The organism is Microbacterium sp. AG157, from assembly GCF_003385695.1.
Lineage (GTDB): Bacteria > Actinomycetota > Actinomycetes > Actinomycetales > Microbacteriaceae > Microbacterium > Microbacterium testaceum.
On the sequence record NZ_QRDK01000002.1, the window covers coordinates 131,720 to 143,513 of the forward strand.

Consider the following 11,794-nt stretch of genomic DNA (forward strand, 5'->3'; position numbering starts at 1 on the left):
ATGAGAGGTCAGTGGCTCAGAGCATGCACGAGACGCACTCGGTCATGTCGGTGCCCTCGAGCGCCAGCTGACGCAGACGGATGTAGTAGATGGTCTTGATGCCCTTGCGCCACGCGTAGATCTGCGCCTTGTTGATATCGCGGGTGGTGACGGTGTCCTTGAAGAACAGCGTCAGCGACAGGCCCTGGTCGACGTGCTGCGTCGCGGCGGCGTACGTGTCGATGACCTTCTCGTAGCCGATCTCGTACGCGTCCTGGTAGTACTCCAGGTTCTCGTTCGTCATGAACGGAGCCGGGTAGTAGACGCGACCGAGCTTGCCTTCCTTGCGGATCTCGATCTTCGAGGCGATCGGGTGGATCGAGCTCGTGGAGTTGTTGATGTACGAGATCGAACCGGTCGGGGGCACGGCCTGCAGGTTCTGGTTGTAGATGCCGTGCGCCTGCACCGACGCCTTGAGCTCGCGCCAGTCGTCCTGCGTGGGGATCTGGACGTTCGCGAACAGCTCCTTGGCCTTCGCCGTCTCGGGCTCCCACACCTGCTCGGTGTACTTGTCGAAGAACTCACCCGACGCGTAGGTGGAGTTCTCGAAGCCGTCGAAGGCGGTGCCGCGCTCGATCGCGAGGCGGTTCGAGGCACGCAGCGCGTGGAACAGCACCGTGTAGAAGTAGATGTTCGTGAAGTCGATGCCCTCTTCGGAGCCGTAGTAGACGTGCTCGCGAGCGAGGTAGCCGTGCAGGTTCATCTGGCCGAGGCCGATGGCGTGCGAACGGTCGTTGCCGTCTTCGATGGAACGCACCGAGGCGATGTGGCTCTGCACGCTCACGGCAGTGAGGGCACGGATTGCGGTCTCGACCGTGAGGCCGAGGTCGCCGCCGTCCATCGCGAGAGCGATGTTCATCGAGCCGAGGTTGCAGGAGATGTCCTTGCCGATGGTGTCGTACGAGAGGTCCTCGTTGTACGTGGTCGGCGTGTTGACCTGCAGGATCTCCGAGCACAGGTTCGACATGTTGATGCGTCCGGCGATCGGATTGGCCTTGTTCACCGTGTCCTCGAACATGATGTACGGGTAGCCCGACTCGAACTGGATCTCGGCGAGGGTCTGGAAGAACTCGCGCGCGTTGATCTTCGTCTTCTTGATGCGGGGGTCGTCGACCATCTCGCGGTACTTCTCGGTGACCGAGATGTCGCCGAACGGCTTGCCGTAGACCTTCTCGACGTCGTACGGCGAGAAGAGGTACATGTCCTCGCCGTTCTTGGCGAGCTCGAACGTGATGTCGGGGATGACGACACCCAGCGACAGCGTCTTGATGCGGATCTTCTCGTCGGCGTTCTCGCGCTTGGTGTCGAGGAAGCGCAGGATGTCGGGGTGGTGGGCGTTGAGGTACACCGCGCCGGCGCCCTGACGCGCGCCGAGCTGGTTGGCGTAGCTGAAGCTGTCTTCGAGAAGCTTCATCACGGGGATGATGCCCGACGACTGGTTCTCGATCTGCTTGATCGGAGCCCCCGCCTCGCGGATGTTCGACAGCAGCAGGGCGACGCCGCCGCCGCGCTTGGACAGCTGCAGAGCGGAGTTGATGCCGCGGGCGATCGACTCCATGTTGTCTTCGATGCGGAGCAGGAAGCACGACACGAGCTCGCCGCGCTGCGCCTTGCCCGCGTTAAGGAAGGTGGGGGTGGCGGGCTGGAAGCGGCCCGAGATGATCTCGTCGACCAGCTGCACGGCCAGGCGGGGGTCGCCGTCGGCGAGCGCGAGGGCGGTCATGACGACGCGGTCCTCGAAGCGCTCCAGATAGCGCTTTCCGTCGAAGGTCTTGAGCGTGTAGCTCGTGTAGTACTTGAAGGCGCCGAGGAAGGTCTCGAAGCGGAACTTCGCCCCGTACGCGCGGTCGTTCAGCTCCTGGATGAAGTCCATCGAGTACTTCTCGAGCACGGTCGGCTCGTAGTACTCCTTCTCGACGAGGTAGTCGAGACGCTCCTTGAGCGAGTGGAAGAACACCGTGTTCTGGTTCACGTGCTGCAGGAAGTACTCCCGCGCGGCACGCTTGTCGGCGTCGAACTGGATCTTGCCGTCGGCGTCGTACAGATTCAGCATCGCGTTGAGGGCGTGGTAATCCAATCCCTCGAATCGCGCCTCGGTCTTGAAGTCCACGTCGGTCAGCTCAACTTCCACCATCGTTCCAATCCCTCGTTGACCCGCTCGACATCGTCGGGGGTGCCGAAAACTTCCAGCCGGTACAGGTGCGGCACCCCGCATTTGCGCGCGATGATGTCGCCGGCGAGGCAGAAGGCGTCGCCGAAGTTCGTGTTTCCCGCGGCGATGACACCACGGATGTTGCGTCGGTTCCGCTCCTCGTTGAGGAATCGGATGACCTGCTTGGGGACCGCGCCCTTCTCGACGCCCCGGCCGGCACCCCCACCGTAAGTGGGGGTGACCAGCACGAAGGGTTCGTCGACCTGGAGGGGCGGATCGGTCGGCCGGAGCGGAATACGCACGGCCCGCCTGCCGAGCTTCTCGATGAAACGCGCGGTGTTGCCCGACACGCTCGAGAAGTAGACCAGCAGCGGAGCCTCGGTCGCCGACAAGACAGTGCTCATGACGAAGGTCTGAGAGCCTGTCGCCGGATCAGGCGAGGCGCGAAGCGAGCTCGTCGATCTTGTCGGGACGGAATCCCGACCAGTGGTCCTCGTCGGTGATGACGACGGGTGCCTGCAGGTACCCGAGCGACTTGACCTGCTCGAGCGCCGACGGGTCTTCGGACAGGTCGAGCACGTTGTACTCGATGCCCTTCGAGTCGAGTGCGCGGTAGGTCGCCGTGCACTGGACGCAGGACGGCTTGGTGTAGACCGTGATCGCCATGTCGTTCTCTCTCTCCCCTGGAAAATCCGTGTCCGGCCGGGCAGGGCCAGCCGGGACCTCAATACTACATATGGGGACGGACATCGGAAGGCACCACAAGGGGTAGTAGTTACAGCGATGTGATTTTCCACCGTCTCTCCCCATGTACAACACAGGTTGTCCACGATTTCATCCACAGATCGCACCCCTCCCGGAACCTTGTCGACGGGCGCGATTCCGCGGATTTGGCGGGACCGGTCGATGTCTGTCCACAGGTCGGACGGTAGACGGGGGGTCCGACATTGCACAGACGAGCGAATTCGCCCGAGGGCGTGTCGCGGCGTGTCGCGTCGGTCCCGCACGAGGACGCCTCGGCGCGTGTCGGAGGTCGGCTGTAGCGTTATCCGGTGGCCGGCTACCGCGAACTCCTCCGAACCCCAGGCGTGGGGCGCATCATCGCCGCGCAGTTGACGGCGCGCTTCCCGAACGGCATGACCAGCCTCGCGGTCCTCCTGCACATCGAGCACGTCACCGGTTCCTACGGAGCCGCGGGGCTGGTGCTGGCCGCCACGAGCATCGGCCAGGCCGTCGCGGGCCCGGTCACGAGCCGCTGGATGGGCATCTGGGGCATGCGCCGGGTCCTTACCGTCACGCTCCTCGTGTGCGCGGCCGCGATCACGACCCTCGCGCTCATCGAGATGCCGCTCCCCCTCTACATGGCGCTCGGTCTCATCGCGGGTCTCTCCACTCCCCCGGTGCAGTCGGCCGTGCGCACCATCTACCCCAAGATGGTCAACGCGAAGCGGCTCACCCCGCTCTACTCGCTCGACGCATCCCTTCAAGAGATCATCTGGGTGCTCGCGCCCGTGCTCATCACCCTGGTGGCGACGCAGGTCGGCACCGTCCCGGGTCTGCTCCTCGTCGTGATCATCCTGCTCGGCGGCGGGGCGTGGTTCATCCTCAGCCCCGAGGTCGGCCGCGTGCGTATCCCGCGCAGCCGCCGCGGTCTCGGCCGGGTGCTCGCCAAGCCGCCGGTCATCCTCGCCACCGCGACCGGGTTCCTCCTCATCGGCGCCTGCTCCGCCGTCGAAGCGGGCGTCGTGGCCACCTTCGATCACGGCGGGCTCGAGGCCGGCCTCATCCTCGCCGTCTTCGCCGTCGGCAGCCTCGCCGGCGGGCTGTCGTTCGGCCACATCCCCATCGGCCCCTGGGCCATGGCGCGCCGCTTCGCGATCGTGGCCCTGGGTCTCTCGCTGACCGTCCTCTCGCTCAATGCGTGGTGGATCGGAGCGACCCTCCTCGTCGCCGGAGCCGGCATCGCTCCGGCCCTGGCGGTGATGTTCGCGATGACCTCGGCGAGCGTCCGCTTCAGCGAGACGGCCGAGGCCTACGGCTGGATCGGCACCGGTCAGCTCATCGGCGCCGCCGCGGGCTCGGCGGTCGCGGGGTTCCTGGTCGACGGCGTCGGCCCGACCGGTGCGTACGTCGCCGCCGCGGGCTTCGCGGTGGCCGGCTTCGTCGTCGCCGCGGTGTTCGTGCGCGGCTTCCCCGATCTCCGGCACCGTGATGCGAGCCCCATCCCCGACACCGAGCCGGTCCACACCATCACCTGAGCGGATGCCGGGGTGCTCGGCATCCCGGATCCGAACCGCTCGACCCGCGGGTCAGTGAGTGCGCCGCAGCAGCTCGAGCACCGCGAGCGCGTACGCATCAGCCGGAGCCGGGTGGTCGAACACCAGCGTCGAGCCGCCGATCGAGATCTCGACCTCGTAGGTGTCGGAGAGACGACGCAGAGAGCGGAAGGTCGAGCGCAGCATCTCGCGCAGCTGGGATTCCGAGGGCAGCCAGAGAGCGTCTTCGGTGGCGACGGAGTCGAGCGCCCACTCCGTCGTGCCGTTGAACGCGAGGATCCTACCGGTGGGGTAATCGCGCGGCTCCACCGTCATGTCGCTCACGGTGAAGACATCGGCCTCGAACTCCGGTTCGTCGAGCTGGAAGCGGTCACCGGAGCGCGGATGCCACACCAATCCCGCCTCGCGCAGGGCCTGGGCCAACTCGGTCGAGATCATGGCATCCATTCTGGGGGCGTTCTGTGACGGCCGGTCGCCGGTCGGGCACGTCGACGGAGCAAGATGGATGCCATGTCGACACCCGTGACCCTCCCCCGACTGTCGTGGGGCGACCCGCACGGACCACAGGCGCTCCTCGCCCACGGACTCGGATCCGACGGTGCGCTCATGTGGCGTTACGGCGTGGCGCTGGCCGATGCCGGGTGGCACGCGGTCGCGGTGGACCTCCGCGGCCACGGTGACGCCCCGCGCACCCTCGACTACCGCCTGTCGTCCTACGCGGCCGATCTGGCGGGCACGGTGCCCGCGCGAGGCGGTGCGTGGGACGCTGTCGTCGGGCACTCGCTCGGCGGTGCGTCGTCGACCCTCGCCTCGGCTCAACGTCCCGACTGGACCCGCCGGCTCGTGCTCATCGACCCGGCCATCGCCCTGTCGGAGCACGATCGCGAGGTCGTGCGCGTGAGCCAGGAGCAGTCGTTCGCCGACCCGAGCATCGACGCCGTGCGCGCGGCGCACCCCGACTGGCATCCGATCGACGTCGAGTTGAAGGCACGGGCGACGCAGCGGGCGAGCCGCTGGGCGGTCGAGCAGACGAGTCTGCAGAACGCCGTGTGGGACGTGCGCTCCGCCGCGGCTGCTCTCACCGTGCCCACGCACGTGGTGGGCGCCGACCCGGCCGTGCACTCGATCTTCACGGGCGCGCTCGCGGCCGAGGTCCTGCGCAATCCGGTCGTCACGATGAGCGTCATCGAGGGCGCCGGGCACTCCCCTCATCGGGACCGCCCCGAGGCGGCGGTCGCGGCGGTGCTCCACGCCCTCCGCTGAGCTCGCATACGCCATTTCCGGGGCGGTGCCACCCCGGCGCGCAATGTCGGCGGTGCCCAGCAGAATGGATGCCATGACCTCGTTCGACCCGGCTCGGTACCTTCCCGACGACCTGCTCGCACGCATCCGCGAGCGCGCCGTCGTGCACGACCGCGAGAACACCTTCCCGCGCGACGACCTCGACGAGCTCCGGGCGACCGGGTATCTCGGCATCCTGGTGCCGGCCGAGCTCGGTGGGGCGGGCCTGAGCCTCGCCGACGCGTCGCTCCTGCAGCAGCGTCTCGCGGGTGCGGCCCCGGCCACGGCCCTGGCCGTCAACATGCACCTGGTGTGGACGGGAGTCGCCAAAGTGCTGCTCGATCGCGGCATCGACGATCTCGCGTTCGTTCAGCGCGGCGCCGCGGCGGGCGAGGTGTTCGCCTTCGGCATCAGCGAGGCCGGCAACGATCTCGTGCTGTTCGGCAGCGACACCGAGGCGCGCCCCGATGGCGAGGGCGGCTACACGTTCACGGGGACGAAGATCTTCACCTCCCTCTCCCCCGTGTGGAACCACCTCGGTGTGCACGGGCTCGACGAGACCTCGCCCGACGGTCCGAAGATGGTGTTCGCGTTCCTCGACCGCAGCGACGAGATCGTGACCCGTGACGACTGGGACACCCTGGGCATGCGCGGCACGCAGAGTCACACGACCGAACTCCGAGGGGCCCACGCGCCCGCGGACCGAGTCGTGCGTCGCCTCGACCCGGGCCCGCAGCCCGACCCCCTCGTGTTCGGGATCTTCGCGGTCTTCGAGATCCTGCTCGCGTCGGTCTACACCGGCATCGCGAGGCGTGCACTGGACCTGGCCGTCGAGGCCGCGACCTCGCGACGGTCGAAGAAGACGGGCACGACGTACGCCAACGACCCCGATATCCGGTGGCGCATCGCCGAGATGGCACTCGCGTACGACGCGCTCCCGCCGCAGCTGGCGGAGCTCGCCTCCGACGTGGACACCCTGACCGATCACGGTGGTCGGTGGTTCACGCTGCTCTCCGGCGTGAAGTACCGTGCCGTCGCGATGGCGAAGGCGGTCGTCGACGACGCGATCCTCGTCGGCGGCGGTTCGGCGTACTTCTCGCGCAACGAACTCAGCCGCCTGTACCGCGACGTGCTCGCCGGCATGTTCCACCCCTCCGATTCCGAGTCCGCACACGCGACCGCCGCGGCGGCGTGGCTCGGCCCGGTGACCGACTGATGCCGCGCACACCCACCCGGGCGCTGAGCCCGGCCGATCAGGAGCGTCGCCGCGCCCTGCGCGTGATGAAGGGTGTGGCGCTCGGCGCGCTCATCGCGATGGCCATCGTCTTCGCCGTCTCGTTCTCGCTCCAGCGCGAGGTCGAGTGGTTGCAGTACGTCCGCGCCGCGGCCGAGGGCGGAATGGTCGGCGCCCTCGCCGACTGGTTCGCGGTCACCGCGCTCTTCCGGCACCCGCTCGGGCTGCCGATCCCGCACACGGCGATCATCCCGCGCCGGAAAGACGAGATCGGGCGGCAGTTGGGCGAGTTCGTCGAGACGAACTTCCTCGAGGGCGATGTCGTGCGGACCAAGCTCGAGTCGACCCCCCTGTCGGCTCGTGCCGGGGCCTGGCTCGCCGATCCCACACACGCCGATCGCGTCGCGGCCGAGGGGGCGACGCTCGCTACGAGCATCCTCACCGCGCTCAGCGACGACGACGTGCAGGGCCTGATCGAAGACCTGGCCCGCGAGCACCTGCTCTCCCCCGACTGGGGTCCTTCCATCGGCGGCTGGCTCGAACGCGTCGTCGGCTCGGGCGCCCATCACGGCGCCGTCGATCTGGCCCTCGACAACATCGCGGTCTGGCTCGGGAACAACCGCGACACGTTCCAGGGACTCGTCTCACGACGGCTTCCGTCGTGGGTTCCCGGCATGGCGGCCCGTCTCGTCGACGACACCGTCTACCGCGAGGCCGTGCAATTCGTCGACGCCGTTCGGACCGATCCGAACCACCAGGCGCGGGGGGCGATCGACGGGTACCTCGGTCGCCTCGCCGACAGCCTGCAGCACGACCCCGCGACGATGGTCCGCCTCGAAGAAGCCAAGGCCGCGGTGTTCGACAGTCCGCGCGTGCGCCAGTTGGCGGCCGACGCCTGGAACACTGCCAAGGCCGGACTGCTGCGGTCGCTCGCAGACCCCGAGAGCGCTCTGCGTCGCCGCGCCGCCGCGGCCCTCGCCGAGGTCGGCGGCCGTCTGCAACGCGATGAAGCCCTGCAGAAGCGCGTCGACGGATGGGTCACCGACGCGGCGGTCTTCGTCGTCGGACGCTACCGCCATGACATCGCCTCGATCATCACCGACACCGTCGAGCGCTGGGACGCCGAAGAGACCACCGAGAAGATCGAACTCATGGTCGGCCGCGACCTGCAGTACATCCGCCTGAACGGAACGATCGTCGGTGCCCTGGCGGGCCTGGTCATCTTCACCGTCGCGCACCTCGTGTGGGGATCATGACGGTTCGCGCAAGACCTGGCCGAAACGTCGCACATCTCGCCGCCCCGCGCGGCCGGCACGTGAGTAGCGTTGTGCGCGTGAGCGACGGTTCGGGCACGGAGTCCCTCTTCACGTACGGGACGCTTCAGCTGCCCGACGTGCAGCTCGACACCTTCGGCCACCGCGTCGACGGCGACGACGACGCCCTCGCGGGGTACCGGCTTGACTGGACCGATATCTCCGACGCACACGTCGCCGCGCTCTCGGGTCTCGACCGGCACCCGATCCTCCGCCGCACGGACGACACTCGCGACCGCGTGTTCGGTCGCGTGCTGCGCCTGACGCCCGATGAACTCGACGCCGCCGACGAGTACGAGGTGTCGCTTTACCGCCGCGCCTCGGTCGTTCTCGTCAGCGGCATCCGCGCCTGGGTGTACGTGGCCACATGAGCGCCCTCTCCCTCGCCGTCGAGGCGTCCGACCGCTCGATCACCCCCGGATACCGCGCGACGGGCATCGACGGACTGGTCGCCCGGGACTCGAGCGCGCCCGTGCGCCGGTGTGCTCCGGTCCCGAGCGTCGCGAACGCCGACCTCATCGAGGCACATACCGCCGCGGGCGCCCCCGCAGCTCGCACAGCGCGACCGGCCGCGCAGTGCGTTCCCCAGCCCCCGGCAGGATTGGCGAAAAGACGATGATTCAACTCATCCTCGCGCGGCACGCGAAATCGGACTGGACCGAAGACGGCCTCGACGATCACGACCGCCCGCTCAACACCCGCGGCGTCCGCGACGCCCCGGCGATGGCCCGGACCGTCGTGAGAAAAGGCGTTCGACCCGAGGTGATCCTCTCCAGCACGGCGCGTCGCGCCCGCCAGACGGCTGATGCTTTCGCCCGCGCGTTCGAGGCCCCGATTACCGAGCAGGCGGAGCTCTACCTGGCCGAGCCCGCACGCATCCTCGCCGCCGCGCGTGGCGCCGGCGTGGACGAGGTGATGGTCGTGGCCCACGATCCCGGAATGAGCGCGCTCGTGTCGCGGCTCGCCGATCGCGACGAACGGATGGTGACGTGCGCCGTGGCCATCTTCACGTGGCACGACGGCACGTGGGACGACGTCGACGCCACCCCTCCCGACGAGTTCGAGCTGCTCACCCCGTAGGTCCGTCCGAGGGCACCCGACGACTCTGCCCGCGAGAGGCGGCGGCCCGCGCGGCATCGGCGACCGCTCCCGAGGCGACCAGATCGGTCACGGCCTCGATCTCGGGCGAGACGAAGCGGTCGGGGCCAGGGCCCCGCACGTGCTCCCGGACGAGAGCACGGACGGCTCCGGTGGCCGCCGCCGGCTGAAGCGGAGCGCGAAGATCGAGGGCCCGGCATCCGGTCAGCACTTCGATCGCCAGCACCCGAGCGAGCCCGTCGATGGCGCGGCGCAGCTTGCGGGCCCCGGCCCAGCCCATCGAGACGTGGTCCTCCTGCATGGCGCTCGACGGGATCGAGTCGACGGAGGCGGGGGCGGCGAGGCGCTTGAGCTCCGACACGATGCCGGCCGCGGCGTACTGGGCGATCATCAGCCCCGAGTCCACTCCGACCTCGTCGGCGAGGAAAGGCGGCAGACCGTTGCTGCGCGAGACGTCGAGAGCGCGGTCGGTGCGCCGCTCCGACATCGAGGCGACGTCGGCCACCGCGATCGCCAGGAAGTCGAGCACGTAGGCGACGGGGGCGCCGTGGAAGTTGCCGTTGGACTCGACGCGTCCGTCGACCGTGACGACGGGATTGTCGACGGCGGAGGCCAGCTCGCGTTCGGCGATCAGGACGGCGTGCGTCATCGTGTCGCGCGCGGCGCCGTGCACCTGCGGGGCGCACCGCAGGGAGTAGGCGTCTTGCACGCGCGTGCACTCGGGGCCGCGGTGACTCGCGACGATCGGCGAATCGGCGAGGAACGCGCGCAGGTTCGCCGCCGAGTCGGCCTGGCCGAGCTGCGGACGCAACGCCATGAGGTCGGCGGCGAACACGGCATCCGTCCCCAGCTGCGATTCGATCGAGATCGCGGCCGAGACGTCGGCCGTCGTCAACAGCATCTCGAGGTCGTGAAGCGCGAGCAGCAGCATGCCGAGCATGCCGTCGGTGCCGTTGATGAGGGCGAGGCCCTCTTTCTCGCGCAGGGCGACGGGGGCGATGTGCGCCGCAGCGAGCGCGTCGGCGGCTGCCCGAAGCTCCCCGGACGCATCGCGCACCTCGCCCTCACCCATGACGGCCAGGGCGACGTGCGACAGCGGAGCCAGATCGCCCGAGCAGCCGAGCGAGCCGTACTCGCGCACGACGGGGGTGATCCCCGCATTCAGCAGGGCGGCGTAGGTCTCGACGACGACGGGGCGGACGCCGGTGCGCCCGGTGGCGAGGGTCTGCAAGCGCAGCAGCATGAGGGCGCGGATCACCTCGCGCTCGACCTCGGCGCCGGTTCCGGCGGCGTGCGAGCGGATGAGGCTCGCCTGCAGCTGCGCCCGGCGGTCCTCGGCGATGAAGGTCGTCGCGAGGGCGCCGAAGCCCGTCGAGATGCCGTAGTGCGGCTGCGGGTCGTCGGCGAGCCCCTCGATGAGCGCCCGTGTGTCGGCCACCCGCTGCAGAGCGTCGGCGTCCACGCCGACCCGGGCATCGTGGCGGGCGACGTCGACGACCTCGCGCGGGGTGAGGGGGCTGGCTCCGACGGTGACGCGTGCGTTCATACGCCGATTCCATCGCCTCGGGCGATACGGAATGCGGGGGATCTGGCATCCTGTGTCTGTCATGCCAGACAAACCCCGCCCTCAAGTCCCCGCCGCCGACCAGACGTTGCGGATCCTCTCGCTGCTCGCGCGGCAACCGGGGCCGATGGCCGCGCAGTCGATGGCGACCGCGCTCGGGATCCCCCGTTCCAGCACCTACCACCTGCTCGCGACTCTCGAGCAGCACGGCTACGTCGTGCACCTTCCGGGCGACCGGCGCTGGGGCCTGGGGACGGCGGCTTTCGAGCTCGGCGGCGGTTACGCCCGGCAACAGCCGCTCGCCCGCCTCGGTCGGCCGCTGCTCGCGGGGCTGTCGGACCGCGTCGGCGAATCGGCACACCTCGCCGTGCTGGCCGGGCGAGACGTGCTCTACATCGTCGAGGAACGCGCCCCGCGCCGCCCCGCGCTCGTGACCGATGTGGGCGTCCGCCTCCCCGCGCATCTCACCGCGACGGGCCGGGCCATGCTCGCCGCGCTCCCCCGCGAGCAGGTTCGGGCACTGTTCCCGGATGCCACCGCCCTCACGCTGCGCCACGACGCGGGCCCCGCCACGCCGCGTGACCTGCGCGAGCTGCTCCGCGAGGTTCGGGCAGCGGGTCACGCGAGCGAGGACGGCGAGATCACCCCCGGATTCCGCTCCGTCGCCGCCGCGGTGCTCGATCACGCCGGGTGGCCCGCCGCGGCCGTGGCGATCACGTGGCCCGCCGACGGGGCCGAGCGTGATGCGAAAGCACTGGCGTCCGCGGCATCCGCGACTGCCGCCGAGCTCGCCCGACGCATCGGCCACCCCGCCTAGTCGCGCGCCGCTCAGTACCG

The 11,794-nt window shown here is 69.3% G+C and carries 13 protein-coding genes; 8 read left to right on the forward strand and 5 right to left on the reverse strand.

Annotated elements, in window-relative coordinates:
* Window positions 1–16: 16 nt before the first annotated feature.
* Genes nrdE through nrdH form a run of 3 tightly spaced genes read right to left on the reverse strand, consistent with a single transcriptional unit; the run spans window position 17 to window position 2,857 of the window.
* Entirely contained in the window at window positions 17–2,173 is a 2,157-nt protein-coding gene (gene nrdE, locus DEU35_RS06395; RefSeq protein WP_103206308.1) for a class 1b ribonucleoside-diphosphate reductase subunit alpha, read from the reverse strand.
* Entirely contained in the window at window positions 2,155–2,595 is a 441-nt protein-coding gene (gene nrdI / locus DEU35_RS06400) for a class Ib ribonucleoside-diphosphate reductase assembly flavoprotein NrdI (protein ID WP_116238984.1), read from the reverse strand. Before nrdI ends, nrdE begins: the two co-directional genes overlap by 19 nt.
* 28 nt (window positions 2,596–2,623) lie before the next feature.
* Window positions 2,624–2,857, reverse strand: a complete 234-nt coding sequence (gene nrdH / locus DEU35_RS06405) for a glutaredoxin-like protein NrdH (protein ID WP_055838040.1) — start codon at window positions 2,855–2,857, stop codon at window positions 2,624–2,626.
* 386 nt (window positions 2,858–3,243) lie between these two features.
* Between nrdH and DEU35_RS06410 the strand changes: the two genes are divergently transcribed.
* Window positions 3,244–4,449, forward strand: coding sequence for an MFS transporter (locus DEU35_RS06410; RefSeq protein ID WP_103206307.1), 1,206 nt, complete (start codon window positions 3,244–3,246; stop codon window positions 4,447–4,449).
* Window positions 4,450–4,500: 51 nt separating this feature from the next.
* On the opposite strand, the gene DEU35_RS06415 is transcribed toward DEU35_RS06410, so the two are convergent.
* A complete protein-coding gene (locus tag DEU35_RS06415) occupies window positions 4,501–4,905 on the reverse strand; it encodes a pilus assembly protein CpaE (protein ID WP_103206306.1) in 405 nt (134 codons plus the stop codon).
* A 72-nt stretch (window positions 4,906–4,977) separates the two neighbouring features.
* Between DEU35_RS06415 and DEU35_RS06420 the strand changes: the two genes are divergently transcribed.
* The 6 genes from DEU35_RS06420 to DEU35_RS06445 all read left to right on the forward strand — a co-directional run bounded on the left by DEU35_RS06420 (window position 4,978) and on the right by DEU35_RS06445 (window position 9,375).
* Window positions 4,978–5,730, forward strand: coding sequence for an alpha/beta fold hydrolase (locus DEU35_RS06420; RefSeq protein WP_103206463.1), 753 nt, complete (start codon window positions 4,978–4,980; stop codon window positions 5,728–5,730).
* Window positions 5,731–5,803: 73 nt separating this feature from the next.
* Window positions 5,804–6,964 carry an acyl-CoA dehydrogenase family protein gene (locus tag DEU35_RS06425; RefSeq protein ID WP_116238985.1) on the forward strand — a complete coding sequence of 387 codons (1,161 nt, stop codon included), beginning with the start codon at window positions 5,804–5,806 and terminating at the stop codon, window positions 6,962–6,964.
* Window positions 6,964–8,238, forward strand: a complete 1,275-nt coding sequence (locus DEU35_RS06430; RefSeq protein WP_116238986.1) for a DUF445 domain-containing protein — start codon at window positions 6,964–6,966, stop codon at window positions 8,236–8,238. The genes DEU35_RS06425 and DEU35_RS06430 overlap by 1 nt, the downstream gene beginning before the upstream one ends.
* Window positions 8,239–8,315: 77 nt before the next feature.
* Complete coding sequence (locus tag DEU35_RS06435) at window positions 8,316–8,666, forward strand: gamma-glutamylcyclotransferase family protein (RefSeq protein WP_258873369.1); 351 nt, start codon at window positions 8,316–8,318, stop codon at window positions 8,664–8,666.
* Window positions 8,663–8,914 carry a hypothetical protein gene (locus DEU35_RS06440; protein ID WP_116238988.1) on the forward strand — a complete coding sequence of 84 codons (252 nt, stop codon included), beginning with the start codon at window positions 8,663–8,665 and terminating at the stop codon, window positions 8,912–8,914. Before DEU35_RS06435 ends, DEU35_RS06440 begins: the two co-directional genes overlap by 4 nt.
* Window positions 8,911–9,375, forward strand: a complete 465-nt coding sequence (locus DEU35_RS06445) for a histidine phosphatase family protein (protein WP_116238989.1) — start codon at window positions 8,911–8,913, stop codon at window positions 9,373–9,375. The genes DEU35_RS06440 and DEU35_RS06445 overlap by 4 nt, the downstream gene beginning before the upstream one ends.
* Here the strand turns inward: DEU35_RS06445 and hutH are convergent.
* Window positions 9,365–10,939 (reverse strand): histidine ammonia-lyase, encoded by a 1,575-nt coding sequence (gene hutH / locus DEU35_RS06450; RefSeq protein ID WP_116238990.1) that lies wholly within the window; start codon window positions 10,937–10,939, stop codon window positions 9,365–9,367. The genes DEU35_RS06445 and hutH overlap by 11 nt on opposite strands.
* 61 nt (window positions 10,940–11,000) lie before the next feature.
* On the opposite strand from hutH, the gene DEU35_RS06455 reads away from it, so the two are divergent.
* Window positions 11,001–11,774: an IclR family transcriptional regulator gene (locus DEU35_RS06455; protein ID WP_103206300.1), complete on the forward strand. Its 774-nt coding sequence runs from the start codon at window positions 11,001–11,003 to the stop codon at window positions 11,772–11,774.
* Window positions 11,775–11,794 lie beyond the last annotated feature (20 nt).

Coding starts and splice junctions, on each gene's coding strand:
- nrdE (WP_103206308.1), bottom strand. CDS start 2,173: ATGGTGGAAGTTGAGCTGACCGACGTGGACTTCAAGACCGAGGCGCGA.
- nrdI (WP_116238984.1), bottom strand. CDS start 2,595: ATGAGCACTGTCTTGTCGGCGACCGAGGCTCCGCTGCTGGTCTACTTC.
- DEU35_RS06420 (WP_103206463.1), top strand. CDS start 4,978: ATGTCGACACCCGTGACCCTCCCCCGACTGTCGTGGGGCGACCCGCAC.
- DEU35_RS06440 (WP_116238988.1), top strand. CDS start 8,663: ATGAGCGCCCTCTCCCTCGCCGTCGAGGCGTCCGACCGCTCGATCACC.
- DEU35_RS06425 (WP_116238985.1), top strand. CDS start 5,804: ATGACCTCGTTCGACCCGGCTCGGTACCTTCCCGACGACCTGCTCGCA.
- DEU35_RS06455 (WP_103206300.1), top strand. CDS start 11,001: ATGCCAGACAAACCCCGCCCTCAAGTCCCCGCCGCCGACCAGACGTTG.
- nrdH (WP_055838040.1), bottom strand. CDS start 2,857: ATGGCGATCACGGTCTACACCAAGCCGTCCTGCGTCCAGTGCACGGCG.
- DEU35_RS06415 (WP_103206306.1), bottom strand. CDS start 4,905: ATGATCTCGACCGAGTTGGCCCAGGCCCTGCGCGAGGCGGGATTGGTG.
- hutH (WP_116238990.1), bottom strand. CDS start 10,939: ATGAACGCACGCGTCACCGTCGGAGCCAGCCCCCTCACCCCGCGCGAG.
- DEU35_RS06430 (WP_116238986.1), top strand. CDS start 6,964: ATGCCGCGCACACCCACCCGGGCGCTGAGCCCGGCCGATCAGGAGCGT.
- DEU35_RS06445 (WP_116238989.1), top strand. CDS start 8,911: ATGATTCAACTCATCCTCGCGCGGCACGCGAAATCGGACTGGACCGAA.